This is a genomic window from Coriobacteriia bacterium (assembly GCA_030652115.1).
In the GTDB taxonomy this organism is placed as follows: Bacteria; Actinomycetota; Coriobacteriia; order Anaerosomatales; family Anaerosomataceae; genus UBA6100.
The window spans coordinates 110557-134886 of record JAUSBK010000001.1 but is presented as its reverse complement, the minus strand read 5'-3'; the positions used below and the strand labels follow the sequence as shown (position 1 = coordinate 134886).

The window sequence follows — 24330 nt, the reverse complement described above, 5'->3', positions numbered from 1 at the left end:
CTGCGCGGTCGATACACCGCCCCCGCAGGGGGCTGGAAGGAGGTACGTGCATGAGTGATTACTCGAGGAAGCCGAAGCGCCGCTACTGCGCCTTCTGCAAGGACAAGGTCGAGTACATCGACTTCAAAGACGTGAACATGCTACGCAAGTACACGACCGACCGTGGCAAGATCAAGCCGCGCCGGGTCTCGGGCAACTGCGCACAGCATCAGCATTCGCTGGCCACGGCCGTGAAGCGCGCGCGCGAGATGGCGCTCATCCCCTACGCCGTTCCGGTTGTGAGTGGCAAGGTCGATGGCAAGGGTCGCAGGTAACACGGCGCCTGGAGCGCTCAACGGTCGGCGGGCGGTGTCTCTGGCACTCGTCGCGATCATGGGCGCCCTAACGGCGGTGCTGATCGATCCTGTCATCGGGCTGCCGATCGCGGCAGCTGGTCTGGCCGGGCTGGTCTACGGCCGTCAGGTGGCGGTCTCGATCGTCGCAGTCATCCTGGGAGGTCTTGCAGCAGGCGGTCTTCTGTACGGCATCATCGTGCCGCTGCTGGGTTCGGCGGTCGGAGCGAGCGAGCCGTACGTCTACACCGCACTGCTGGTGATCTCGTTGCTCATCGTGGGACCGCTGACCGCGGTCCTGATGCGGTACAGGTCCGCGCTCGAGACGATGACCGTCGTGACTGCGTTGTTGACCGCGCTCAGCGTGGTCGAGCTCTCGGTGTACGCCGCCGAAGCTGGCCAGAGTGTGAACGCCTACGTCGAAGCTGCCGTTCGGGCCCTCTTCGCGCAGGCGGAGCTGGGCGACGAGGTCATGCAGCCGCTGGTGGCCCTGTGGCCGGGTGCGCTCGTGACAGTGAACGGGCTGACCGCCGTTCTGGTCGTGGTCGCGGTTGGTGCGATGGGAGCCCGCCTCGGCGTGGCGCTCAAGCGCATGCCGCCGCTGGCGGCATTCGATCTCGACGTGCGGATGGTCGTACTGCCGATCGTCGCGATCGCCCTGCTTGCAGCAGGACGGTTGCCGGTGGACCTTGCACCGTCGCTCGAGATCGTGGGCAGTAACCTGTTGATGGTCGCTCGGCTGGTCTTCTTCCTGCAGGGTGTGGCCGTCTTCGCAGGTCTGTACGAACGAGCCAAGTTCTCCCGGCCGGTTAGGATCGCAGGTTTCGTCCTCCTGGGCGTGACCGAGGCGTTCGCTCCGGCGGTCAGTCTCACGGGGCTGGCGGATATGTGGCTGAACCTGCGGCGGCTGCCGCGCGAGGCGTCTTCGTCGGCACAGTCCGGCACCACGCCCGAGAAGGACTAGAGACAGTGCACGACCGCGCCGCGCGTCCGCGGAGCGGCTCAAAGAACGAGTAGGAGAAACGATGAAGGTCATTCTGTTGACTGACGTGAAGGGCAGAGGAAAGGAAGGCGACGTCATCGATGTCGCGCGTGGCTTCGCCACGAACTACCTCCTGCCCCGCAACATGGCCATACTGGCCTCGTCCGGGAACCTCAAGCAGCTCGAGGCCCGGATGCACAACATCCGCAAGCGCGAGGAGACCAAGCGTGTCGAGGCCGAAGGCCAGGCCGCACTGATCGCGGGCAAGGCCCTCGTGATCGAGGCTAAGGCGGGCGACGGCGGCAAGCTGTTCGGCTCGGTCACCTCGGGCATGGTCGCCGACGCACTCAGCGCGCAGCTCGGCGTGGATGTCGACCGCAAGAAGCTCGACCTGCACGGTCACATCAAGACCGTTGGCGAGCACACGATCGATGTCCGGATCTACCAGGACGTCACGGCGCATCTCGTGCTCAACGTGGTTCCGCTGGGCGGCGTGCTTCTGCCGTTCGAGGCGGCTCCCGTCGAGGCCAAGCCGGTAGTAGAGGCTGTGGCCGACGACGCCGAGCCCGCCGAGGCGGACGACGATGTCACCGCTGACGAGGATGATGAAGCAGCCGAGGTCGCCGATGAGGCAACCGAGGCCGAAGACGAGGTCTAAGGCGCCGGGAACCGGTGGGGCGCCGCGAGTGCGGCGCCTCGTCTGCCCGATTGGAGTCCGACGATGGCTGACGATGGAGTCCAGGCCCTCCGCGAGCGTGTACCGCCGCACAACATAGAGGCCGAGCAGTCGCTGCTCGGCTCGATGTTCCTGTCGGCGGATGCGGTCGAGAACTGCATCACGATCGTGGACGTGGACGACTTCTATCGCCCGCCGCACCGCAAGATCTTCTCGGCCATCAAGTACCTGCACCTGCGCGGCGACGCCGTGGATCAGATCACCGTGGCCGCGCGGCTCGAGTCGTCGGGAGAGTTGGACGCGGCCGGAGGCAAGCCGTACCTGCTGGACATCACCGGCGCCGTGCCGACCGCCGCGAACGCCGAGTACTACGCGCAGATCGTGAAGCGCACGTCGATGCTGCGACAGCTCATCGACGCGGCGACGACCATCCAGGCGTACAGTTACGAGAACCCCGACGACATCGATGAAGTTGTCGAGCGCGCCGAGAAGACCATCTTCGCGGTCACGAACAAGCGCGTGTCGTCGAACTTCCGGGTGCTCGACGATCTCGTCAAGGAGAGCTTCGCTGAACTCGAGAAGCTCTACGACCACAAGAGCCACGTCACCGGCGTGCCCACCGGCTTCCCGGATCTGGATAAGATCCTCGCCGGCATGCACAAGGGCGACCTGATCATCCTCGCGGCCCGTCCATCGGTGGGGAAGACCGCACTCGCGCTCAACATCGCGGTGAACGCGGCCAAGGCGGGTGCGACAACCGCCGTGTTCAGCCTCGAGATGTCCTCGGCCCAGCTCGTGCAGCGCATCATGTGCGCGGAGGCTCGCGTGGACTCACAGAAACTGCGCACGGGGTATCTGGCCGACGAGGACTGGCCGCTTCTGATGCAGGCGATGGGCCGACTGCCCCTCGACCGGCTCCATGTGGATGACACGCCCTCGATCTCCATCCTTGAGGTTCGGGCGAAGGCGCGGCGATTGTTCCGCGGCGTGGAGAACGGACTCATCATCGTCGACTATCTGCAGCTGATGCAGCCGCATGGACGGCGCTCAGAGAACCGGCAGGTTGAGATCGCCGAGATCTCCCGAGGGCTCAAGATCCTCGCCAAGGAGCTCGGTTGCCCCGTGGTCGCGCTTTCGCAGCTCTCGCGTGCCGTCGAGCAGCGCACCTCCAAGCGACCGATGCTCTCCGACCTGCGCGAGTCCGGCGCCATCGAGCAGGACGCCGACGTGGTCATCTTCATCGACCGCAACACGGACCCCGGTGCGCAGGACGAACCGGGCCGCCCGCAGAAGGGCGAGGCCGAGATCATCGTGGCCAAGCACCGCAACGGCCCGACCGATAGCTGCCGCCTCTCGTATCTCGAGCGGTTCACGCGGTTCGTGTCGCTCGCCAGGAATCCGTAGCGAGCGCGTCCCGCCACCCACGGAGGGCCTTGCATGAGCGAGCAGCGCTACGACGTCGTCATCATCGGTGCGGGTCCCGCGGGCATCTTCGCGGCCATCGAGCTCGTACGGGCACGTCCGGACCTCCGCATCTTGCTTCTGGAGCGCGGCAAGCCGATCGACAAGCGCTCGTGCCCGGCACGCCAGGCGAGCTGCATCGGCTGCGCGACTTGCGCCATAACGACCGGCTGGGGAGGCGCGGGCGCGTTCTCGGACGGCAAGCTCACGCTCTCGACCGAGGTGGGCGGGTGGCTCGGCGAGTACACCGGCACCGCGGCCCTCGAGCAGCTCATCGAGGACAGCGACCGCATCTGGCTCGAGTTCGGCGCGACCACCGTGGTGCACACCCCGGATCCCGAGGCGACCGACAGGCTGATGCGCCAGGCGACGCTCGCCGAGATGCGCCTCGTCCCGATGCGCATCCGCCACATCGGCAGTGACCGCTCGCCAGCGGTCCTTGAGGCGATGCACGGGTACCTCACGTCGGCGGGCGTCGAGGTGCGCACGAGCACGGCAGTCACACGGATCCTTGCCGAGGAAGGCCGCGTGCGTGGCGTGGAACTGGCCGACGGCACGACCGTGAGCACGGAGGTCGTGATCGCCGCCCCGGGCCGCGAAGGCGCGGACTGGCTCGCGGCCCAGGCGCGGGAGCTCGGCATCGGCCTCGTGAACAACGCCGTGGACATCGGCGTTCGCGTCGAAGTCCCCGCACCCGTGATGGAGCCGCTTACCGACCATCTCTACGAGGCCAAGCTCATCCAGATGTCGCACCGTTTCGGCGACCAGGTGCGCACGTTCTGCATGAACCCGTACGGTGCGGTCACGGCCGAGAGCTACGGCGACATCGTCACCGTCAACGGCCACTCGTATGCCGAGAAGCGCACCGCGAACACCAACTTCGCAGTGCTCGTGAGCCAGCAGTTCACCCATCCGTTCCACGAGCCGATCACCTACGGCACGTCGATCGCTCGGCTCGCGAACCTGCTCGGCGAGGGCATCTTGGTGCAGCGCCTCGGCGACCTGCGTGCGGGACGGCGTTCTACCGCAAAGCGCATCGCCGAGTCGGTCGTCACACCCACGATGCCGTCGGCCACCCCCGGCGACCTGTCGTTCGTGCTGCCGTACCGCCACCTCGTGGACATTCTCGACTTCCTCGATTCGATGGACACGCTGGCGCCGGGCGTGGCAGCCGACGGAACGCTGCTGTACGGCATCGAGGTGAAGTTCTACTCCTCGCGACTCGAGCTCAGCCCGCAGCTGCAGACGAAGATCGCCGGACTCTACGCCGTCGGAGACGGCGCGGGTGTCACCCGCGGCCTCGTGCAGTCAGGCTCGAGCGGCATGGTGGCCGCGCGCGCAGCGCTGGAGTCGCTTGCCCGCTAGCGGGTCTTGAAGCGGGTGAATCCGGCAGTGAGCGTCCCAGCCTCGGCCTCGACCGACTCGGCCGAACTCGCCAGTTGCTTCGCTGCCGACGCCGTCTCACGCGTGCTGACGCTCACCTGGTGCATCGCCTCGACGAGCTGATCGGACGCTCGCGTCTGCTGCACGGTGGCCTCGGCGATCTCACGCGCGGCCGAGGCCGTGTCGGCCATCTGCTGCACGATCGCATCGAAGGTCGCGCGCGACTCGTCGCTCGACCGCACGGTGCCGTCGGACAGCGCCGTCTGGCGGGAGGCCGCGGCCTGGAGTCGCGCGGTGGCGTCCTGTATCCCGGTGACCATCTCGGCTATCCGCGCTGCGGACACCGAGACGCTGTTGGCGAGTGTGCGGATTTCCGAGGAGACGACCGCAAAGCCCTTGCCGGCCTCGCCGGCGCGCGCGGCTTCGATGGCGGCGTTGAGCGCGAGGATCTTGGTCTGCTCGGCGATCCCGCCGATGATCGACGTCATGTCCGTGATGCCGTCGGCGACCTCGTTCATCGCGGACGCGGCTCCGGCGATGTCCCGCGCGCCCGTCGCGAGTTCGTCCATAGCGTCGTGGGCGCGGTCGATGGTCGCGGCGCCGGTCTGCGCGGATTCGAGCGCGTCTTCGGCCACGTGGAGCACCTTGCGCGCGCCGTCGGCAACGGACTGGAAGCTCCGCGAGAGTTCCTCCAGGGTCGCCGTGGTCTGTGCGACCGATGAGGCCTGCGCCGTGGCCTGCTCGGCGGACGACCGCGAGGCAGCCGTTATCTGTGAGGCGACCGTCCGGAGTTGGCTCACCGACTGGTCAACGTGCCAGATCATCGTCTTCAGGCCGCCGGTCATCGTATTGAACGATTCGCCGAGCTGCCGGAGTTCGCGATAACCCGCAGTGGGCACCTGAGCCGTCAGGTCGCCGTTTGCCACCTGCCCGGCGGCGTCGCTCATCTGCATGAGCGGCGTGGCGAGGGACTTGCTCACGTTCAGTGCTCCGATGAGCGCGGCCACGAGCGCGAACAGGATCACGGCCGAGAAGGCGAGCGCGAAGCCTCGAGTGGCGTCCGAGTAGGGGGTCTCGTCCACACCCACGTACAGCATGCCGACGACCGTGTCGGTCGGATCGCGGAGGGGCTCGTACGCGGCAAGGTATGTGCGATCGAAGACGAACGCGTCACCCAGATACGACTCGCCGTTCTCGAGAACGGCCCTGCGCACGGTGTCGGAGACCACGGTGCCGAGCGCCCGATAGCCGTCCTCGTCGGTGAGGGTCGTCGCTACGCGAACGCCGCCCTGGAAGAGCGTTGACGTTCCGCCGACCTTCGCGACCACTGAGTCCACGAACTCGTTGTCGAGCTTGAGGATGCGCACGCCCACGAGGACGCCGCCGTTCGTGGGTGCCACCGACACCACGGCAAGGGCTCCGTCTCCCTCACCCTCCACGACCGTGCCCTTGTCGGTCGCTTTCGCCGTCAACCGGAGGTGGCTCCCAACGCCGATCGCGTCGAGGTCCTCGGCCGGGACGATCGCGAGCCCGCCGTCGGTACTGCCCGCAGCCGCCCACTCGAGCAGCAGGGGCCACTGCGACGGGTAGCCCGCCGTGCCCATGCTCGTTGCCCCCACCTCGCCGGACGGCGAGACAAACGCGAAGTAGGTGATCCCCGTCAGCTCGGCCCTGCGCGCGAGGCCGTTGGTGAGCGCGAGACGCTGCTCATCGTCGGCAAAGGGTAGCGTGCCGTCGACGGCGGTCTCGGCGGTTGCAGCCGTCACCGCGGCGATCTCATCGGCGAGCAGGCTGGAGGCGACGGTCATGTTGGACGACACGGAGGCTTGCGCCTGCTGGGTGATCGTGGCATCGAAACGCCAGATGCCAAAGGCCGCGGCGAGCAGAAGCGCACCGGCGATGATTGCCGTGAATCCGATCATGAGACGAGCTCTCAGCGTGGTGCCGGCGGCCACGAGGTTCCCTTCGTCATGCGGTATTGGCAGAGCATAACCGTCCGACTGTCAGCAGGATGTGATTGCGGCTGCGTGCGTGCGATTCCGTGCCGATGCACCGGGACGGGTGCGTTCCTACGCGTCGATCGGCAGGTAGCCGTCGTAGTCGTCGAGTGTCTGCGGGCCGTCGAGGATGAGTCCCTCGCCCGAGAACATCTCGACTTTCACGCCATCGAGGTAGAACTCCACGGCATCCACCGTGGGGAACTGCTCGAGCGTGTAGACCACCTGTGCGAGGCGCGCGGTGACCGAGAACGTGCCGCCGCCCGACTCGAACTCCGAGGAGAGGTCGACTTTCGCCACACCACCGGCGACCGTGACGCCGTTGAGCGTCGTGCCGGCCGGGATCGCGCTGCTGATGGCAGGCCAGGTGGCCTGCTCCTGGGCCGTGGGTCCGGCAAGCAGCGCATTCATCGCGGCGGTGGCGACCGCCTGCGTGTAGGGGAGCGTGCGCTCGATGCCGATCGCATTCTCGCCGGCCTCGACCCAGTACAGACGCACGGTGATCGTCGCCGGGGCGTTTGTGGCCTCGCCGGCGCCGCTGCCGTCCTCGGCAGGCGTCTCGACAGCGTCATCTGCGTCGGTCACGGCTTCGCCATCGGCGCTCTCGGACCCGGAGTCTGCCTCCTCGGCCACCGGGACGTCGGGCGTCTCCTCGTCCTTGTCGCATCCGCCTGCAATCGGCAGCGCGGCGAACAGGGCGAGCACGAGCAGGATCGTGAGTATGCGGGTCATCGGCATGCGCTTCATCGGCGTCCCTCCCGGTCGAATGCTCCTGAGCGAGTATCCACCCGGCTCCGCACGCCTGCCAAGTCCCGATGAGCGTTCCGGCTCGGGTAGACTGGTGTCGGCGAGTACACGCGTGCGTGCCGAGGAGCGGCCCGATGATCACACCCACAGGCGACGAGTGCGTCCACTACTACGAGGACTTCGCGCGTGGCGCGAGCCGGCAGAAGTGCCGGGTCGCGAAGGCACCGCGCTCGGCCGAGTGGCAGCCTGGCGACTGCAAAGGCTGCCCGGTGCCGGCGATCCTCGCGGCCAACGGCAGTCCCTACCTGGAGATCCGTATCGGCATCGGCGGCCGGAAGCTCCGGAGCGGTCGCCGCGTGACCGCCGAAGCGTGGTGCAGCCTTCACGGGCCGATCGCCGGTGACCCGCGCGTCGGATGTCCCGAGTGCAACAGCGAGGCGAACGATCTGCTCCGTCGCGCATTCGAGTGATCAGCGTGCGCCGCCGCCGAGCACACCTGCACTAGCGCTTCGCGCGCTCCTCGGGCATACTAGCCCGGGCGTCCTTGGCTGAGGGGGACGCAGAGCATGCCGCCTGGCTCGGCGGCGTGCCCGGCCCGGGAGCGGCGGCGAGAGTCCGCGGGGCCGAACACTTCGAGGAGCTCACCAGATGGCCGGCATCGTCCTGGTCGGCGCCCAGTGGGGCGACGAAGGCAAGGGCAAGATCACCGACCTCATCGCGGACGACTTTGATTACGTCGTGCGCTTTCAGGGCGGGAACAACGCGGGGCACACCGTCATTCACGGTGGCCGCACGCTCAAGCTTCATCTCATCCCGAGCGGCATCATGTATCCGCACATCACGCCGGTCATCGGCAACGGGTGCGTCATCGACCCGAAGGTGCTGCTCGAGGAGATGGACCGCCTTGAGGCAGACGGTCTTTCGACCCGGCGGCTGCTTATCAGCTGCAACGCGCACCTCATCATGCCGTACCATCGCGACCTGGACGGCGCGAGCGAGCGCCGGCTCGGAAGCCAGGAGATCGGCACCACGCGCCGCGGCATCGGTCCGGCGTACATGGACAAGGCCTCGCGCATGGGCCTCCGCGTCCAGGACCTCATCGACGAGCACATCTTCCGCAAGAAGATCGAGGCGGCGCTGCACGAGAAGAACGACATCCTCTCCAAGGTGTACGACCTGCCTACCTACACGGTGGACCAGATCGCCGAGGAGTACCTGCCCTACGCGGAGCGCATCAAGCCGCACATCGCCGAGACGAGCGCGCTCATCAACAAAGCGCTCGACGCCGATCAGTGGGTGCTCTTCGAAGGCGCGCAGGGCGCCCTGCTCGATCTCGATCACGGCACCTACCCGTTCGTGACGTCGAGCTCGCCCACCGCGGGCGGCGCCTGCACGGGCGTGGGCGTGGGCCCCCGGCGCATCGACCGCGTCCTCGGCATCGCCAAGGCGTACATCACGCGCGTGGGGAGCGGCCCGTTTCCCACCGAGCTCTTCGACGAGACCGGGCGGCACCTCATCGAGGTGGGCCACGAGTACGGCACCACGACCGGCCGCGAGCGGCGCGCCGGGTGGTTCGACGGGCTCATCGCCCGCTTTGCGGTGCAGGTCAACGGTCTCACGGATCTCGTCATCACCAAACTCGACGTCCTCTCGGACCTCGACCGCATCAAGGTGTGCGTGGCGTACGAGTACGAGGGCAAACGCTACAATGACCTTCCCGCGCACCAGACGGCATTCCATCACGCGAAGCCGATCTACGAGGAGCTTCCCGGCTGGAAGACCGACATCACCGGCTGCCGCACGTTCGAGGCACTGCCGAAGGCGGCGCAGGACTACATCGCTTTCCTCGAGGACCTCGCCGAGGTGCCGGTCGCGATGATCGCGGTCGGACCGAGCCGCGAACAGACGATCATGCGGCGGTGGGAGGGGCGCCTGTGAGGGTTCGGCGCTTCGCCATCGCACTCGCTCTCGCGCTTCTGTCCGCGCTTGTGCTGCCCGTGGCCGCGCATGCCGCTCAGGGGGACCTTTACGCGGCAGGCACCCCGTATCGGGCGACCACCTACTCCAACCACCGGAGCGTCTTCGGCACATGCCCGGACGCGTGGGTCGTGGACATCAACGCGAACGAAGGCGATGCCGGGCGGCCGGTGTTCGCCCCCGAAGCGGGCAGCGTGACCATCTTTTCGACCGGATGGGGCGACGGCTACGGGAACTCGATCATCTGGATGTCCGCCGACGGGCGCGAGCAGATCCACGTGGCGCACCTGAGCGCTTTCGGCGCTACCGGCGCCGTGGCCGGCGGGACGCTCATCGGGTATGCCGGCAGCACGGGCAACTCCACAGGCGACCACATGCACGTCTCACGTGCAGTCGACGGCCAGCCGGCGCCGCTGATCCTCTCGGGACACGAGATCGTGCCCGCAACGAGCGGTCTCGGCACGCAGTACACGTCGGCGGGCCCCCTACCGGTCGCGTTCGCCGTGACCGGCGTCTCCGAGGGAATGCCGCCCTACTACTGTCCCGTGACGCTCTGCTTCTCGTGCACGGGCGCCGACGCGGGCACCTTAACGGCGACCCTCGACGGTGCGCCCGTCGCTTCGGGCAGCACGGTCTCGTCGGCAGGAGCACACGAACTCACCCTGACGGCTTCGCTCGGCGGAGTGCCCTACACCCGCCGGGTCGCTTTCACCGTGGCGGCGCCTCCCGCGCCGGGGCTGGAGCCGGTGTTCCGGTTCTACAAGCCGGCCGGCGCTACGCACTTCTTCACGCCGTCGCATGACGAGCGGGATGGCGTCATCACCCGTTGGTCCGGCGTGTACCGGTACGAGGGCGTGGCGTACTGGGTGAACCCAGCGAAGAACATCCAGCCGCTCTACCGCTTCTACAACCGCAGCAACCAGAGCCACTTCTACACCGCTTCCGCGCAGGAGCGGGATACCGTGGTCGCGCAGTGGTCCAACGTGTACAGCTACGAGGGGGAGACCTACAGGGTCACGCCCGTCGCCGCCGGGGGATCCGCCCCCGTCTACCGCTTCTACAACCTCAAGAATGGCAGCCATTTCTTCACCGCGTCAGCCGAGGAGGCGGACCTCGTGATCGCCAACTGGCCGAACGTCTACCGCTTCGAAGGTCCCGCGTACTGGCTGGCGCAGTAGCCGAACACCACGTTCGATCGACCGACGGGTCCGTCAGCTTCGGCTGGCGGGCCTGTCGTTCGTCTGCCGAAGCGTGCCGTCCGTCCGGCCCTGGTCACCGCTGAACGGAGGGATGCTCGCATCCCTTCATGCACGAACTGCGTTCAGCCGATACGTAAGGTGCAGCACGGAACGAAGACGACGACCACGGCTCGGGGGCGATGAGGCGCAACCCGGCCGTTCGAGCCGTCCTCAGGCAGGCTGGTCGTGCACGGAAGGTGTGGACGAGCGCGCATGCGAACGAGAGGCACACATATCGTGGCGGCCCTGCTCGTCGGAGTGCTGACCGTGCTCGCCCCGGACGGGGCGATGAGCGCGCTGCACGCGAACGACTCGGTTGGCGCGCGATCTGGCGCAGCCAGCGCGGTCGGAGCGGTAGCGGCCGGCTACGTGGAGCCGGCAGTGGGCGCGTCGAGCGCCCCGGTCAGCCCCTCGGCTCTTTCAGGTGCGGTGACCGTCACCGTCACGGTGCGCGACCCGTTCGTCCCGGTGCCGACGATCGTCCCGATCTACCGCTTCTTCAGCCGGAAGTCGGGCACGCACTTCTACACGCCATCGGCCGAGGAGCGCGACATCGTGATCGCACGGTGGCCCGACGTCTGGCAGTACGAGGGCATCGCGTATACCGTCAACCCGGCCCGCAACACGCAGCCGCTTCACCGCTTCTACAACCGCGCGAACGGCAGTCACTTCTACACGTCATCGCCGACCGAACGCGACATGGTCCTGGGCCGCTGGATGAACGTCTTCCAGTACGATGGCGCGTCGTATCCGGTGACGCCCTATGCCGAAGCAGGCAAGGCGCCGGTGTGGCGGTTCTTCAACCTGAAGAACGGCAGCCACTTCTATACGGCCTCTGCCGAGGAGGCCGACCACGTGATCGCGAACTGGCCGGACATCTACCAGCTCGAGGGCGTCGCCTTCTGGCTTGGCCAGTAGCGGCCCACCGCCGCCGCTGACGGCCGACAATCGGCTACAATCGTCCCACTGCAGGTCCTGGACCCGAGGGGTTGTCTCATGCGCATTCTTGTCCTCGGCGGCGGTGGCCGCGAGCACGCTATCGTCACCTCGCTTCTCGCCTCGAAACATCGGCCGGAGGTCTTCTGTGCACCCGGCAACGGCGGTACCGCCGAGATCGCGACCAACGTGGCCATCGACCTGGAGGATCCGTCGTACGTCGTCGGGTGGGTCGAGCACAACGAGGTCGACCTCGTAGTCATCGGGCCGGAGGCGCCGCTCGTGATGGGTGCGGCCGACCTGCTCGGTGCGTTCGGGGTTCCGGTCTTCGGCCCGAAGGCCGCCGGTGCGGAGATCGAAGGCTCGAAGGCGTTTGCCAAGGAGCTGATGGACTCGCATGGCATCCCGACCGGAGCGTACCGAGTGATCGAGAGCGAGGTCGAAGCGCGCGCATACCTGCACGAGGTGGGTGCGCCCGTGGTCGTGAAGGCCGACGGACTCGCGGCAGGGAAGGGCGTCACAGTCGCCAAGACCGTCGAGGAGGCGATCTCGGCGGTGCGTGAGTCGATCGTCGACGAGAAGTTCGGTGCGGCGGGCTACCTCGTGCTGATCGAGGAGTACCTCGAGGGTCCCGAGTGCTCGTTGCTCGCCTTCACCGACGGTGAGACCGTGCTTCCGATGCTCACCGCGCAGGACCACAAGCGCGCGCTCGACAACGACGAGGGGCCGAACACCGGCGGGATGGGCGTCTACGCGCCGGTGCCTACGATCGACCAGGCGACCCTCGACGAGATGGTCTCAATCCTCGAGCGCACCGTTGCGGGCATGCGGGCCGACGGCATCGTCTACCGCGGCGTGCTCTACGGAGGATTCATCATCACCGCCGATGGGCCGAAGGTGCTCGAGTACAACGCCCGGTTCGGCGACCCCGAAACGCAGGTGCTGTTGCCGTTACTGGAGACCGATCTGGTGGACGTGCTCCTGGCCACCGCCGAAGGCCGCCTCTCCGAGATCGACCTCACGTGGCGTGATGGGTTTGCCATCTCCGTGGTGCTCGCCTCGGGCGGCTATCCGGACAGCTACTCGGTCGGCAAGGTCATCAGCGGCCTCGACGAGGCGGCCGCGATCGAAGGCGTGACGGTGTACCACGCGGGCACCGAACGTCGCGATGACGGCTCGTTCGTGACCTCGGGGGGTCGCGTGTTGAACGTGACCGCCGTAGCACCGACGTTCGCCGAGGCGCGCGACCGCGCGTACCGCGCCGTCGAGTGCATCTACTTCGACGGCATGCACTACCGCACCGACATCGGACTGCGCGCGCTGCAGCAGGCGGACGGCGCCTGATGCTTGCCGAGCGGCTCCTGTCGGCAGCGGTCGCTACGACGCAGGGCGGCTATTTCGCCAAGGCCCCTCGCCAGGTGCCATCGTTGCAGGGGCCTGAATCCGGGAAGCAGTACCTGCTCTACGCGCATGTGCCCTTCTGCGAGCGGCTCTGCCCGTACTGCAGCTTCAATCGCTTCCCGTTTTCCGAGGATCCTGCGCGCGCCTACTTCAAGAGCCTGCGCGCACAGATGCGGATGGTCGCCGACCTCGGCTATGCGTTCGACTCGCTGTACATCGGCGGAGGCACGCCTACGATCCTCGTGGACGAGCTCTGCGAGACCATCGATCTCGCGCGCGAGCTGTTCGGAGCGCTTGAGGTGTCCACCGAGACGAACCCGAACCATCTGATCCCCGAGATCCTCGAGCCGCTCAAGGATCGGGTGCAGCGCATGAGCGTGGGCGTGCAGAGCTTCGATGACGGCCTGCTGAAGCAGATGGACCGCTACGACAAGTATGGTTCGGGCGCCGAGATCCACGAGCGCCTGCAGTCGCTTGAGGGCTTCTTCCACTCGCTCAACGTGGACATGATCTTCAACTTCCCCTCGCAGACCGAGGAGGTCCTGCGTCGGGACATCGAGATGGTGAAGGCGAGCCGCTGCAACCAGACGACGTTCTACCCGCTGATGGCCTCTCGCTCGGTGGCCACCCAGCTCAAGCGCACGGTCGGCATGGTGGACTACGACCGGGAGGCCCGCTACTACGAGATCCTCTCGCGCGAGCTCGCCGACACGTTCGAGCTGTCGACCGCCTGGACCTTCTCGCGCATCGGCGGTGGCATGATCGACGAGTACATCGTGGACTACGAGGAGTATGTGGGCATCGGCAGCGGCGCGTTCAGCTACCTGCGCGGTGACATCTACCTCACCACGTTCTCGCTGCGCGACTACAGCGCCGCCATAGCCGAGGGTCGCATGCCGGTGGCGGTGGGAAGCGCCAACAACAGCCTCGCGAACCAGATGCGCTACCGGTTCCTGATGCGGCTGTTCGGGCTTCGGCTCGACAAGAAGGCCTTCAAGCGGGACTTCGGCGTGGGTGTGGAGCGTGGCCTCTGGAAAGAGATGCTCTTCTTCCGCACCTTCGGCGGCTTCGCCACCGACAACGACGAGGAGCTCACGCTCACGCCAAAGGGCCGCTATCTCGCGGTCGTGATGCAGCGTACGATGTTCGCGCACCTGAACAACCTGCGAGACACGGCGCGCAATGCGCTCGCCTCCGACGAGCGCCAGCTGCTCTTCGGCGACGGGGCTACGGCATGCGCGACCGGGTGCGCGGACGACGCGTAGGGAGGCAGCTTGTGACCGAAGAGACGCCGCTCGTGGGAATCATCATGGGCTCCAAGAGCGATCTGGCCGTGATGGACGAGTGCGCCGCCCAGCTCGAAGAGCTTGGCGTTCCGTACGAAGTCATCATCGCCTCGGCACACCGCCAGCCGACGAAGGTGCACGACTGGGCGACGAATGCAGCAGGTCGGGGGATTCGCGTGATCGTCGCTGCGGCGGGCAAGGCCGCGCATCTCGGCGGGGTCGTGGCCGCCTACACGCCGCTGCCTGTCATCACGGTGCCGATGAAGACGAGCGATCTCGGCGGGCTCGACTCGCTGCTCTCGATGGTGCAGATGCCCACCGGCGTGCCGGTGGCGTGTGTGGCCATCAACGGTGCCAGGAACGCGGCGATCCTTGCCACTCAGATCCTCGGCGCCGGCATGCCGGAGTACCGCGAGCGCATCGCCGGTTACAAGCGGGCGCTCGCCGATGGGTAAGCTCGGCACTGTCCTTGCCTTCGCGGTGGCGACCGCCGTCGCGCTTCTGGGCTTCGGCCCCTTCGGGCGGGCGCTTGCCGAGGTGGCGTACGACATCTACGGGTCGATGACCGCCGGCGGCAGCGCTGACACGACCGCGGCGCTCGTGCCGCTGCTTGGGGCCGATGCGGTGCTCGTTCTCGGCGTGTTGGCGATCTCGTTCGCGGGTGGCGTTCGTCTGCCGTCGGGTCTGCCGCACGTCTTCTTCGCGCTCTTCGTCCCGTTTACCCTCGGCGCCATGCAGCAGCAGTTCTTCGAACTCGCAGGTGGCGTGAACGGGCTTGCCGGGCGATTCGGCGCGGCCAACTTCATTGCGACGTTCCTGCTCTCGATCGTTGCGGCGCAGCTGGGCGTGCACCTGTCGCGCTGGCGTCTTGAAGCCAGAGAGGACGCGCTCGCCACCGAGGTGTAGGCGCGCTACCAGCCGTTCGTACCCGGGCCGCCCTTGAAGGGGCCCACGACGTCGGCCGTGATCCATCCGCCGTAGTAGGCGCCCGGCTGAGCCCTGACGACCTCGCCGTCAACGCGGCACTCGTCCATTGCCTGCGGGTAGAAGGCGACATGGCCGGTGAGCACCTCGTAGCCAGCCGAAGGAGTCTCGTAGACCCAGGCGGCGTCCGAAGCGCTGCGCCCGTCGATGCGCACGTCGTGGTAGCGGGCCTCGCCCTTGAACTCGCAGTACGTAGCGTGTCCGCTCGTGGCGAGCACGCCAGGCCTGACGTCCTCAAGCGGGATGTAGTAGACGGGCGGATGGCTCGTCTCGAGCGCGCGCAGTGCCTTCGTCGTGTCGGCGATCACCGCGCCCGCGAACACGACCTCGATGCGCCGGGGCGTGGGCTCGACCACCGGGGGACGTGGGTAGTCCCAAACCGATTCCTGTCCTGGGCCGGGCCGTACGCGCTTGACTCCGCGCAGGGTTTCGCTTGGGTTAGACATACGGGGTTCCTACCCGTTATCGGGCGACCGAGGCGGTCATTCGCGGCGGACGTCGAGAGTCCCGACTGGGCCGGAGGTGGGCGCGATATGCGACCACGACCCGAACTCCGCCGTGACGCATGCACTCTCGGTCCAGAAATTCTCAGAATGCGGGTTGACTAGTGTGAACTTAGTAGTATTGTGGTCGTGCACTAGTGTGAAGTTCACAGTAACGACATGGGAGGCGGGGAGGTGAGCCAGTGGCTGATGTAGTGGACAGCGCGGTCCGCAAGTTCCAGAAGGAGCTGAACGCAGGGACCGCAGCGCTCGTGTTGCTCGCGATCCTCGAGCGTTCCGGCGAGCCCCTGTACGGCTATCAGATAGCCAAACAGCTCGAGCGGGCGACTTCGGCGGGAGTGCCCGCCAAGCAGGGTACGCTCTACCCGGTGCTCCGTTCGCTCGAGGCGCAAGGTCTTCTGTCGAGCCGCGTTGAGCCGTCGGTCGCAGGGCCGCCGCGCAAGTACTACGCAATCACCGCAGCAGGGACAGAGGTCCTCGCGGCCTGGCAGGACGCATGGATCCGCACGAGGGACTTCGTGGATGGGACATTGGAAGGGGGTCGGAGCTAGATGAACACCGAACAGTATCTCGATGGACTCAGGACAGCGCTCGCCGGCGCCGACCCTGCGCTCGTGCAGGACGCGGTCTACGATGCCGAGGAGTATCTCCGAAGCGAGATGGCCGACTGCGAAGGCGACGAGGAGACCTGCTTCGCCGCGATCGTCGAGCGGTACGGAACGCCCGAGGAGGTCGCTGCGGCGTACCTCGAGACCGAGGTAACGGTCGCCCGGGCCCTCAGGCCGCCTGCAGTGAGCGCTCCGGGCAGTCCGCTCGGCCGGTTCTTCGGCGCGGTGACCGATCCGCGCAGCTACGCCGCGCTCGTCTACCTTCTGCTGTCGCTCGTGACCGGCGCCGTGTACTTCACGCTCGTCGCAGCGCTGCTGCCGACGAGTCTCGCGCTGCTCCCGATCGGCGTTGGGCTGCTCTTGCTGCTTCTCTTCTTCGCGATGGTTCGCGCCATCTCGCTCGCCGAAGGCCGTGTCGTAGAGGCGCTGCTCGGCGTGCGGATGCCCCGACGCCCGCGCGGCGTGATACGCAGCGGCGACCTCGGCGAACGCATCAAGTACTGGCTCACGGACGGACGCACGTGGACGAGCATCCTGTACATGGTGCTGCAGCTCCCGCTCGGGGTGATCTACTTCACGCTCGTGGTGACCGCACTCTCGCTCTCCGCGTCCGGCGTGGCATACCCGATCGTGCAGTTGTTCACCGACTACCCGCTCTTCCAGTGGGGCGGCTACGGCTACATGCTCGCGCCGTGGGCCACGCCGCTCGTGATCGCCGCAGGTCTGCTCGGCTTCGTGCTCACCCTGCACCTGTGCAAGGGGATCGGGTGGCTTCACGCGGCCTATGCGAAGGCGCTGCTCGTTGGCAGGTACACCGATGCGCCCTCGGGCGATCAGTAGGAATGAAGAAGGAGGGAATGCAATGACCAGCAACACGATCCATCGCGCGGCTGCGGTACTCGCCAGTCTCGCACTCGTCGCTACTGCGGGGTGCGTCCGTGTCGAACTGCCGGAAGGCGAGTACGAGTCCGCCTCCGAGGTGATCGAGTCGGGCGATGCGACGGAGCTCGCCGTGTCGATGGAGATAGCGGCCGGCAAGCTCGCAGTGACCGGCGGGGCCGAAGGGGCGCTCGACGCCGCCTTCGACTTCAGCCGGGAAACATGGCGTCCCGACGTGTCGTACGAAGTCACGGACGGCACCGGCCGACTCTCGGTGCGGACCCCGCGGGTGCCGAACTTCACCATGCAGGGCGGGCTGCGCTACGACTGGGACGTGGCGTTGCCAAGCGATCTGCCGCTCGAGCTTGCGGTGGACATGGGCGCGGGTGAGGCCGATCTCGACCTGCGCGGCACGCAGCTCCGGGAGATCCGTGTGAATCTCGGCGCGGGTGACTCGACGATCGACCTGTCGGGCGCATGGGACGACGACATCACCGGTGAGATCAATGCCGGCGCGGGTTCGCTGACGCTCAAGGTGCCCGCCGACGTGGGCGTACGGATCGTCGGCTACCGCGACGGGCTTGGTTCCTACCGTGCGGATGGCTTCGAGCAAGACGGCGACGCGCTCGTGAACGACGCGTATGAGACTGCCGAGGTGCGTTTCGACCTGGTGCTGAGGCGCGGGCTCGGCGATGTGACGATCGAGACCATCGAGTAGACGCGACCGACGCCGGTCGCTCAGACAACGAAAGGACACGACTTCAATGGAGATCTTCGGACTACTGACGGCGGTAAGCGCCGTGTCGATGACACTCACATGGGCGCTGCTCTCGGTGGCCGCCCCGGTGCTGTGGCTGTGGATGCTCATCGACGCGTTGCTCCGGGAGGAGCACGAGTACCCGGGCGCCACTCCCACGAGCAACAACCGTGTGCTCTGGGTGCTTCTGATCGCGTTCGTGCAGCTTGCGGCCCTTCCCTACTTCTTCGTGGTGTACGGCAAAGTCCGCCGGGGTTCGGTCGCTCGTACCGATGCGGTGCCTCAGGCCGCCTGACCACACCGCAGGACCCACCTGAACGGGGTGCCCGACTAAGGGCGCCCCGTTGTGCGTGCGCGGCGGGCGCGCATGCATGATAATCGGTCGTGGCCGCATACCGACGCCGGAGGAAGTACCATGCCCCACCGCCCGTACGAGGACGTACGCATCACCGGTCACCTCATCGACTCGGGGATCATGTCCCAGATCATGGACGACATCGTCGCGCTCGACGGTGAGTTCGAGACGCTTACCTTCGAGGTGGGCCGCACCAACCAGGACGCCTCCGTGGCGGTGCTCCGCATCCGCGGACGCGACGAAGCGCACACCGACAAGATCCTCGGCGTGATCGGGCAGCTCGGCGCTGAGCCGCTCGACGTCGCCGACGTTCGCACGACGCCCGCACCAGCCAACGGCGTCTTCCCCGAGGGGTTCTACGCGACCACCAATCTCGAGACCGCGGTGCGGATGGGCGGACGGTGGGTGCCCGTAGCCGGTCCGGAGATGGACCTCGGCATCGTCATCGAAGGCGAGACGGCGCACACCGTAGCGATGGCCGACGTGCGTGCCGACGAGGCGATCGTGGTCGGCTACGCCGGTGTCCGCGTGCGACCGATCGAGCGGCCGCGCGACAAGCAGGAGTTCGAGTTCATGAACTCGGAGGTCTCAGCCGAGAAGCCCAAGGCACTCGTCATTCGCGATGTCGCCCACATGCTTCGCCGGGTCAAAGGACGCGGTCAGAGCATCATCCTGGTGGTGGGGCCGGCAGTCGTTCACACGGGGGCGGCCGAGCACCTTGCGCGCCTCGTGCGCATGGGGTACGTCTCGGTGCTCTTCGGCGGCAACGCCGTTGCCGTACACGACATCGAAAGCGCGCTCTACGGCACCTCGCTCGGCGTCTCCATGGAAGCCGGCGTGCCCACCGTGGGCGGCCATGAGCACCACCTGCGGGCGATCAACCGGATCCGCGCCTGTGGCGGCATCCGCCAGGCGGTTGAGCAGGGCGTGCTGACCGAAGGCCTGATGCACATGCTGGTGACGACCGGCACGCCGTACGTCCTCGCCGGCTCGATCCGTGACGACGGTCCGCTACCCGACGTGATCACGGACGTACTTGAGTCACAGCGTACGATGCGCACGTACTGTCAGCAGGCAGGCGCGTGCATCATGCTTTCGACGATGCTGCACTCTATCGCGACAGGGAACCTGCTGCCCGCCGAGGTGACCACCGTCTGCGTGGACATCAACCCCGCGGTGGTTACGAAGCTCGCCGACCGGGGCAGCTTCCAGACGATCGGTATCGTGACCGACGTCGGCCTGTTCCTGGAGATGCTCGCCGACGAGCTCGAGCGCACCTGACGAGAGTCGGCGCGTTGCTTGCTTGGCCTGGGTGCAAGGGAAGGAGCCATAATGGCCACCATCACGTTGGCACTCGGTTGATTCTGGGATCCGGATGCCCGGTTCGGGCAGCTTCCCGGGGTGACCGCCACGCGAGTCGGCTACGCGGGCGGCAGCACGCCCGACCCCACGTACCGTTCGATGGGCGACCATTCGGAGACGGTGCAGGTCGACTACGACCCGGAGGTCATCACCTACGACGGGCTTCTCGCCGAGTTCTGGGCGAGCCATCGGCCCACGCGACCGGCGGGGTCACGCCAGTACGCGTCGGTCATCTTCTACACAGATGAGGGCGAGCGCGAAGCCGCCGAGGCATCCAAGCGCGCGGTCGAACAGTCGGTAGGCCGCGTGTACACCGACATCGTGCCGCTCGAGCGCTTCTACCTCGCCGAGGAGTACCACCAGCACTACTATGAGAAGAACGGCATGCTCGGGCGGGCGTGCGCAATAGCACAGTAGGAGCATCGAGATGAAGCAGTATGCGATCGAACGCGATGAGGATGGCTGGCGGTCGCTTCTCAGTCCCGAGGAGTACCGGGTGCTCAGAGAGGCGGGCACCGAAGCGCCGTTCACGGGCGCATATGTCGATGCCGAGGACCCGGGCGCCTATCGCTGCCGGGCCTGCGGAAACCCCCTCTTCCGCTCCGAGACCAAGTTCCATTCCGGGTGTGGTTGGCCGAGCTTCTTCGAGCCCGTGTCGCCCGATGCGGTGGAGGAGCGTGTCGACTCCAGCCACGGCATGACGCGCACCGAGATCCGGTGCCGTGCCTGCGGATCACATCTCGGCCACGTCTTCACGGACGGCCCGCAGCCGACGGGTCTCCGCTACTGCATGAACTCGATCGCACTCGACTTCGATCCTGCTGCGCAGCGGTAGCCACACGGCTACAATCAAGGGGCAGCTGCTGCAGGAGGTGCATCCGGTGTACCAGGCGAGTGAGATCGTACAGCTGATGTTGGTCGTCCTTCTGACGCCCATGATCGCGTACGGGATCCACTCGATCACAGTCCCCGGCAAGCGATGGTTCGCTGCCTCGTACCTGGCGATGGTATGCGGCTACATCCTCACGGTCGCGGAGGGCTACGTCGCTGCCGACCTGATGAACATCCTGGAGCACGTCTCCTACGCGGTGGGAGGAGTCTTCCTGGCTCTTGCCATGTACCGCTTCTCGCGAGATCTGCGACGCCGGGTGGAACCGCTGTGAAGCCCGACGCGATCGCCGACCTGGTGGCACTGCTCGCGTTCGCCGTGGCGACGTACTTCGCGTTACGTGTGCCCATTCAGGCCCCGGCGGTCGGGCGTCTCGTCAAGTACTCCACGCTCGCCGTGGCCGCGATGTACGCCCTCGTGAGCGTCTCCAACCTTCTCGAGCACGCGGGAGTCACCGCATTCTTCGATGTCTACGAGGACTTCGCCGAGGTGCTCTACGTGCCATTGGTGGCGTCAGCAATCTACAGTCGGCTCGGCGCCGAACGGCTGGTGGCCGCGCGGCGTGCCGAAGAGGCGATCCGGAGCGAGCACGAGCTGCTGACGAGCATCGTTGAGACCACCCCCACGGGCATCCTGGTCGTCGATGCAGACGGCGTCGTGTACTTCGCCAACGAACTCGCGGAGCGCATGCTCGAACGTGTGGTTCCGGGGCAGCTGGACCTGGGTGCCATCGTCCGTTCGGGCGGGCTTCCGCGCCACCGGGAGCCGGTTGGGAGTGGCGAGGACATCGTCTACGTGGCGGTACGCTGTACCCTGCTCTCCGCGGGGGCGGCCGGACCGGAGCGCGCAGTGGTGGTGCTCGAGGACGTGACCGATCGCGTGCGCAACGACGTGCAGGCCGAGGAGTACCGCCAGGGCCTCGAGCGGGCGATCGATCTCCGAACGGGTGAACTGCTGGAGGTGAACCGCCGGCTACAGTACGCGAGCGACGCGAAGCAGCAGTTCCTCACGAAGATGAGCCACGAACTGCGCACTCCGCTCAACGCGATCATCGGTTTCAGCGAGATCATGCTCAAAGGGCTCTCCGGTCCGCTCACCGACGAGCAGGCGACTCAGCTGGGGATGGTGCGGAACTCGGGCCAGCATCTGCTCGAGATGGTCAACGACGTGCTCGACATATCGCGGCTCGAGGCAGGGTACAGCCCGGTGTCGGTCTCGACGGTCGATGTGGGCGCACACATGCGAGATCTCGTCGCCTCGATGGGCGCGATAGCGGCGATCCACCAGGTCGCACTCGTGTGCGACTGCTCCGGTGCGCAAGTGGCGGCGACCGACGCCGAAAAGCTCGATCAGATCGTGCGGAATCTCATCTCCAACGCAGTGAAGTTCACTGATCCGGGCGGGCGCGTCACGGTGACTGTCGCACCTGACAAGGACTACGTCGCAATCTCGGTGGCCGACACGGGAATCGGCATCGCCGAGGAGCATCACGAGCGGATCTTCGAAGCGTTCCAACAGGTCGAAACGCCGAACCGGACACGGCCCCAGGGCACCGGTCTCGGGCTGGTCATCTGTCGCGAACTGTGTGGGGTGCTGGGCTGCGTGTTGACAGTTGAGAGCGCGCCGCAGAAAGGGTCCGTCTTCACGGTCACTCTGCCGCGCCAGTACCCCGGTCATCTGGTCATCCTGTAACCGCCGTCACCTCGTGTGCCGTTCGGCATTTCATCGTCACGTTGCGGTGCGAGCGTGCCGATTAGGACGCTATGGCCAGCAACAAGCCACAACGGTGGGAATTCGCGCGGCACGCGATGGGCGTTGCCGCATGCCTCGTGTTGGGTCTTTTCGGCGTCATGCAAGGCGCGCGCATCCCGATTCTCGCGGATGCCTCGTATGGCTTCCACGCGCTCGGGCATCTGATGTCGTGGTTCCTGCCCGGCTCGTACGCAGCGATGATGGGATCCGCCTTCCAGGTGCTGGTCCCGCTCGGACTCGCCGGCTACTTCCTGCTGTTTCATCGCGACCTGCTCGGCGTGTCGCTCATGCTCGCGTGGACCGGTGTCTCGGCCGCCGAGACGAGCGTCTACATCGGCGACGCGGTCGCGCAGACGATCGTTCCCGGACTGGGCCATACCGGGCATGACTGGGCGATCGTCCTTGAGGGGCTCGGGAAGATGGGGGCAGTCGAGGAGCTCGCGTTCGTGGCTCAGGCGTTCGCGATCGTCTGCATTCTCATCGGCATGGGCGTAGCGGCCTGGGGTGCGGTGAAGGCTACCTTCGAGCGTGAGACCGTGGAGCATGCGGACTCGTTCCTCGAGCGACGCCCGAATTTCGCGCCCGCCGAATACGACGAGTGGGTCCGCCAACAGGCCGACGGCTCGGCACCTGCGCCCCCCACTGCAGGCTTCTGAATGGCGCGCCCCAGCTACGAACGGTAGGATGGGGTGTCGTCTAGGCTGAAGGTCAGTCCGTGATCCCTGCAGACCCGCTCATCGCTTTGGGGTACACCCCGTATTTTGCAGCTCAAGCTGCCGAATGCGCGCCGGAACTCGTGCCCGGCCGGGTCGTGCGTTCCGACCGGGGGTTCCTGCTCGTGTTCACTGCGGATGGCATCGTGATGGCGCGGCCCGCAACACGACTGGTCAAGACCGCCACTGACGGTGGGATGCCGGTGGCCGGCGACTGGGTGCTGTTGGGCGGGGATGCGACCGAGCCTCTGGCCGAGTACGTGCTGGAACGGACGACCGCGATCGTGCGCCGGGATCCCGGCCGGGCGGCACGCGTTCAGGTGCTGGCCGCCAATATCGACCTGGTGCTGATCACCCATCCGCTGTCCGAGGAGGCTCCGAACCTGGCCCGGATAGAGCGCGAGCTCGCGCTCGTGTGGGACAGCGGGGCACAGCCGGTCGTCGTGTTGACCAAGTCCGACCTGTCCGCGGATCTGGAGGCGGCCCTCGATGGCGTCCGGTCCATCGCGCCCGGGACGCCCGTCCACGCGACGAGCACGGTCACGACCCAGGGGCTCGAGGAGATCCGTGCGTACTTGCAGGCCGGCACCACGATGGTGCTGATCGGTCCGTCGGGGTCGGGCAAGTCGACGCTCATCAACGCGCTCGCCGGGGAGGACATCCGGGCCACACGCGAGGTACGGGTCTCGGACCAACGCGGGCGCCATACCACGGTCTCCCGCGAGCTCGTGCAGCTTGCCGGGGGAGGCCTGGTCATCGACACGCCGGGGCTTCGCGCGGTGGGGATGTGGGAGTCGGGCGACGGCATCGATCACGCGTTCGCGGATGTGGCCGAATTCGCGAAGGACTGCCGATTCCGGGACTGCCGTCACGACGGCGAGCCGGGGTGTGCGGTGGAGGCGGCGGTCGCGGCCGGCGAACTGCCCGCGCGCCGGCTCGAAAGCTACCGAGAACTGCAGGCGGAAGCGCGATTCGTGGGCGAGCAGCTCGACGTGCGCGCGCGCCAGGAGCGCAAGAGCGCCGACAAGTCGCTTGCACGCGCGATCAAGCGGTACCACCGCACCGACGGCCGACACTAGGGCCCGGTTCGGGCCCTGCGAGCAGGCTTCCGG

The 24330-nt window shown here is 66.9% G+C and carries 26 protein-coding genes and 1 pseudogene; 24 read left to right on the top strand and 3 right to left on the bottom strand.

Annotation, left to right across the window (positions count from 1 at the left end):
• The first annotated feature begins 50 nt into the window (after positions 1 to 50).
• The 5 genes from rpsR to Q7W51_00720 all read left to right on the top strand — a co-directional run bounded on the left by rpsR (position 51) and on the right by Q7W51_00720 (position 4816).
• Entirely contained in the window at positions 51 to 314 is a 264-nt protein-coding gene (gene rpsR, locus Q7W51_00740) for a 30S ribosomal protein S18 (GenBank protein MDO8846903.1), read from the top strand.
• Positions 295 to 1296, top strand: coding sequence for a DUF2232 domain-containing protein (locus Q7W51_00735; protein ID MDO8846902.1), 1002 nt, complete (start codon positions 295 to 297; stop codon positions 1294 to 1296). Before rpsR ends, Q7W51_00735 begins: the two co-directional genes overlap by 20 nt.
• Positions 1297 to 1357: 61 nt before the next feature.
• Positions 1358 to 1972 (top strand): 50S ribosomal protein L9, encoded by a 615-nt coding sequence (rplI, locus tag Q7W51_00730; GenBank protein MDO8846901.1) that lies wholly within the window; start codon positions 1358 to 1360, stop codon positions 1970 to 1972.
• 63 nt (positions 1973 to 2035) lie between these two features.
• The gene (dnaB, locus tag Q7W51_00725; GenBank protein ID MDO8846900.1) at positions 2036 to 3394 is read left to right on the top strand and encodes a replicative DNA helicase; all 1359 of its coding nucleotides are present in this window, start codon (positions 2036 to 2038) and stop codon (positions 3392 to 3394) included.
• 33 nt (positions 3395 to 3427) lie between these two features.
• Positions 3428 to 4816: an FAD-dependent oxidoreductase gene (locus Q7W51_00720; GenBank protein MDO8846899.1), complete on the top strand. Its 1389-nt coding sequence runs from the start codon at positions 3428 to 3430 to the stop codon at positions 4814 to 4816.
• Here Q7W51_00720 and Q7W51_00715 read toward each other — a convergent pair.
• Together Q7W51_00715 and Q7W51_00710 are read right to left on the bottom strand one after the other, a co-directional pair.
• Positions 4813 to 6789, bottom strand: coding sequence for a methyl-accepting chemotaxis protein (locus Q7W51_00715; protein MDO8846898.1), 1977 nt, complete (start codon positions 6787 to 6789; stop codon positions 4813 to 4815). The two genes, Q7W51_00720 and Q7W51_00715, sit on opposite strands and share 4 nt — an antisense overlap.
• Before the next feature lie 114 nt (positions 6790 to 6903).
• Entirely contained in the window at positions 6904 to 7578 is a 675-nt protein-coding gene (locus Q7W51_00710) for a GerMN domain-containing protein (protein MDO8846897.1), read from the bottom strand.
• A gap of 134 nt (positions 7579 to 7712) precedes the next feature.
• Here Q7W51_00710 and Q7W51_00705 point away from each other — a divergent pair, with 134 nt between their 5' ends.
• The 8 genes from Q7W51_00705 (at position 7713) to Q7W51_00670 (ending at position 15322) form a co-directional block, all read left to right on the top strand.
• Positions 7713 to 8048, top strand: coding sequence for a hypothetical protein (locus tag Q7W51_00705; protein ID MDO8846896.1), 336 nt, complete (start codon positions 7713 to 7715; stop codon positions 8046 to 8048).
• Positions 8049 to 8226: 178 nt separating this feature from the next.
• Positions 8227 to 9516 (top strand): adenylosuccinate synthase, encoded by a 1290-nt coding sequence (locus tag Q7W51_00700; GenBank protein ID MDO8846895.1) that lies wholly within the window; start codon positions 8227 to 8229, stop codon positions 9514 to 9516.
• Complete coding sequence (locus tag Q7W51_00695) at positions 9513 to 10733, top strand: peptidoglycan DD-metalloendopeptidase family protein (protein MDO8846894.1); 1221 nt, start codon at positions 9513 to 9515, stop codon at positions 10731 to 10733. The genes Q7W51_00700 and Q7W51_00695 overlap by 4 nt, the downstream gene beginning before the upstream one ends.
• Before the next feature lie 297 nt (positions 10734 to 11030).
• Positions 11031 to 11711 carry a hypothetical protein gene (locus Q7W51_00690; GenBank protein ID MDO8846893.1) on the top strand — a complete coding sequence of 227 codons (681 nt, stop codon included), beginning with the start codon at positions 11031 to 11033 and terminating at the stop codon, positions 11709 to 11711.
• A gap of 78 nt (positions 11712 to 11789) precedes the next feature.
• Positions 11790 to 13073 (top strand): phosphoribosylamine--glycine ligase, encoded by a 1284-nt coding sequence (gene purD, locus Q7W51_00685; protein MDO8846892.1) that lies wholly within the window; start codon positions 11790 to 11792, stop codon positions 13071 to 13073.
• Positions 13073 to 14395: a coproporphyrinogen III oxidase family protein gene (locus tag Q7W51_00680; GenBank protein MDO8846891.1), complete on the top strand. Its 1323-nt coding sequence runs from the start codon at positions 13073 to 13075 to the stop codon at positions 14393 to 14395. The genes purD and Q7W51_00680 overlap by 1 nt, the downstream gene beginning before the upstream one ends.
• A 44-nt stretch (positions 14396 to 14439) precedes the next feature.
• On the top strand, positions 14440 to 14871 hold the full coding sequence (gene purE, locus Q7W51_00675) for a 5-(carboxyamino)imidazole ribonucleotide mutase (GenBank protein MDO8846890.1): 432 nt from the start codon (positions 14440 to 14442) through the stop codon (positions 14869 to 14871).
• Positions 14864 to 15322: a hypothetical protein gene (locus tag Q7W51_00670; GenBank protein MDO8846889.1), complete on the top strand. Its 459-nt coding sequence runs from the start codon at positions 14864 to 14866 to the stop codon at positions 15320 to 15322. The genes purE and Q7W51_00670 overlap by 8 nt, the downstream gene beginning before the upstream one ends.
• A gap of 5 nt (positions 15323 to 15327) precedes the next feature.
• On the opposite strand, the gene Q7W51_00665 is transcribed toward Q7W51_00670, so the two are convergent.
• Positions 15328 to 15846 (bottom strand): DUF427 domain-containing protein, encoded by a 519-nt coding sequence (locus Q7W51_00665; GenBank protein MDO8846888.1) that lies wholly within the window; start codon positions 15844 to 15846, stop codon positions 15328 to 15330.
• Positions 15847 to 16085: 239 nt separating this feature from the next.
• Between Q7W51_00665 and Q7W51_00660 the strand changes: the two genes are divergently transcribed.
• The 11 genes and pseudogenes from Q7W51_00660 (at position 16086) to rsgA (ending at position 24297) form a co-directional block, all read left to right on the top strand.
• Entirely contained in the window at positions 16086 to 16454 is a 369-nt protein-coding gene (locus Q7W51_00660) for a PadR family transcriptional regulator (protein ID MDO8846887.1), read from the top strand.
• Positions 16455 to 17351, top strand: a complete 897-nt coding sequence (locus tag Q7W51_00655; protein ID MDO8846886.1) for a sensor domain-containing protein — start codon at positions 16455 to 16457, stop codon at positions 17349 to 17351.
• Between the two features lie 22 nt (positions 17352 to 17373).
• Positions 17374 to 18108, top strand: coding sequence for a toast rack family protein (locus Q7W51_00650; protein MDO8846885.1), 735 nt, complete (start codon positions 17374 to 17376; stop codon positions 18106 to 18108).
• 46 nt (positions 18109 to 18154) lie between these two features.
• Positions 18155 to 18442, top strand: a complete 288-nt coding sequence (locus Q7W51_00645) for a hypothetical protein (protein MDO8846884.1) — start codon at positions 18155 to 18157, stop codon at positions 18440 to 18442.
• 120 nt (positions 18443 to 18562) lie between these two features.
• Positions 18563 to 19783, top strand: a complete 1221-nt coding sequence (locus Q7W51_00640; GenBank protein MDO8846883.1) for a TIGR00300 family protein — start codon at positions 18563 to 18565, stop codon at positions 19781 to 19783.
• Between the two features lie 93 nt (positions 19784 to 19876).
• Positions 19877 to 20281 (top strand): annotated as a pseudogene (locus Q7W51_00635) (peptide-methionine (S)-S-oxide reductase).
• A 10-nt stretch (positions 20282 to 20291) separates the two neighbouring features.
• A complete protein-coding gene (gene msrB, locus Q7W51_00630) occupies positions 20292 to 20699 on the top strand; it encodes a peptide-methionine (R)-S-oxide reductase MsrB (protein MDO8846882.1) in 408 nt (135 codons plus the stop codon).
• A gap of 46 nt (positions 20700 to 20745) precedes the next feature.
• A complete protein-coding gene (locus Q7W51_00625; protein MDO8846881.1) occupies positions 20746 to 21027 on the top strand; it encodes a hypothetical protein in 282 nt (93 codons plus the stop codon).
• Entirely contained in the window at positions 21024 to 22445 is a 1422-nt protein-coding gene (locus Q7W51_00620; GenBank protein MDO8846880.1) for an ATP-binding protein, read from the top strand. The genes Q7W51_00625 and Q7W51_00620 overlap by 4 nt, the downstream gene beginning before the upstream one ends.
• A 71-nt stretch (positions 22446 to 22516) precedes the next feature.
• The gene (locus tag Q7W51_00615; protein MDO8846879.1) at positions 22517 to 23161 is read left to right on the top strand and encodes a hypothetical protein; all 645 of its coding nucleotides are present in this window, start codon (positions 22517 to 22519) and stop codon (positions 23159 to 23161) included.
• 59 nt (positions 23162 to 23220) lie between these two features.
• Positions 23221 to 24297 (top strand): ribosome small subunit-dependent GTPase A, encoded by a 1077-nt coding sequence (gene rsgA / locus Q7W51_00610; protein MDO8846878.1) that lies wholly within the window; start codon positions 23221 to 23223, stop codon positions 24295 to 24297.
• Positions 24298 to 24330: the final 33 nt, after the last annotated feature.

Coding starts and splice junctions, on each gene's coding strand:
- msrB (MDO8846882.1), top strand. CDS start 20,292: ATGAAGCAGTATGCGATCGAACGCGATGAGGATGGCTGGCGGTCGCTT.
- Q7W51_00645 (MDO8846884.1), top strand. CDS start 18,155: ATGGAGATCTTCGGACTACTGACGGCGGTAAGCGCCGTGTCGATGACA.
- rplI (MDO8846901.1), top strand. CDS start 1,358: ATGAAGGTCATTCTGTTGACTGACGTGAAGGGCAGAGGAAAGGAAGGC.
- Q7W51_00720 (MDO8846899.1), top strand. CDS start 3,428: ATGAGCGAGCAGCGCTACGACGTCGTCATCATCGGTGCGGGTCCCGCG.
- Q7W51_00665 (MDO8846888.1), bottom strand. CDS start 15,846: ATGTCTAACCCAAGCGAAACCCTGCGCGGAGTCAAGCGCGTACGGCCC.
- Q7W51_00615 (MDO8846879.1), top strand. CDS start 22,517: ATGGCCAGCAACAAGCCACAACGGTGGGAATTCGCGCGGCACGCGATG.
- Q7W51_00680 (MDO8846891.1), top strand. CDS start 13,073: ATGCTTGCCGAGCGGCTCCTGTCGGCAGCGGTCGCTACGACGCAGGGC.
- Q7W51_00735 (MDO8846902.1), top strand. CDS start 295: ATGGCAAGGGTCGCAGGTAACACGGCGCCTGGAGCGCTCAACGGTCGG.
- rpsR (MDO8846903.1), top strand. CDS start 51: ATGAGTGATTACTCGAGGAAGCCGAAGCGCCGCTACTGCGCCTTCTGC.
- Q7W51_00700 (MDO8846895.1), top strand. CDS start 8,227: ATGGCCGGCATCGTCCTGGTCGGCGCCCAGTGGGGCGACGAAGGCAAG.
- Q7W51_00710 (MDO8846897.1), bottom strand. CDS start 7,578: ATGAAGCGCATGCCGATGACCCGCATACTCACGATCCTGCTCGTGCTC.
- purE (MDO8846890.1), top strand. CDS start 14,440: ATGGGCTCCAAGAGCGATCTGGCCGTGATGGACGAGTGCGCCGCCCAG.
- Q7W51_00705 (MDO8846896.1), top strand. CDS start 7,713: ATGATCACACCCACAGGCGACGAGTGCGTCCACTACTACGAGGACTTC.
- Q7W51_00655 (MDO8846886.1), top strand. CDS start 16,455: ATGAACACCGAACAGTATCTCGATGGACTCAGGACAGCGCTCGCCGGC.
- dnaB (MDO8846900.1), top strand. CDS start 2,036: ATGGCTGACGATGGAGTCCAGGCCCTCCGCGAGCGTGTACCGCCGCAC.
- Q7W51_00670 (MDO8846889.1), top strand. CDS start 14,864: ATGGGTAAGCTCGGCACTGTCCTTGCCTTCGCGGTGGCGACCGCCGTC.
- Q7W51_00640 (MDO8846883.1), top strand. CDS start 18,563: ATGCCCCACCGCCCGTACGAGGACGTACGCATCACCGGTCACCTCATC.
- Q7W51_00650 (MDO8846885.1), top strand. CDS start 17,374: ATGACCAGCAACACGATCCATCGCGCGGCTGCGGTACTCGCCAGTCTC.
- purD (MDO8846892.1), top strand. CDS start 11,790: ATGCGCATTCTTGTCCTCGGCGGCGGTGGCCGCGAGCACGCTATCGTC.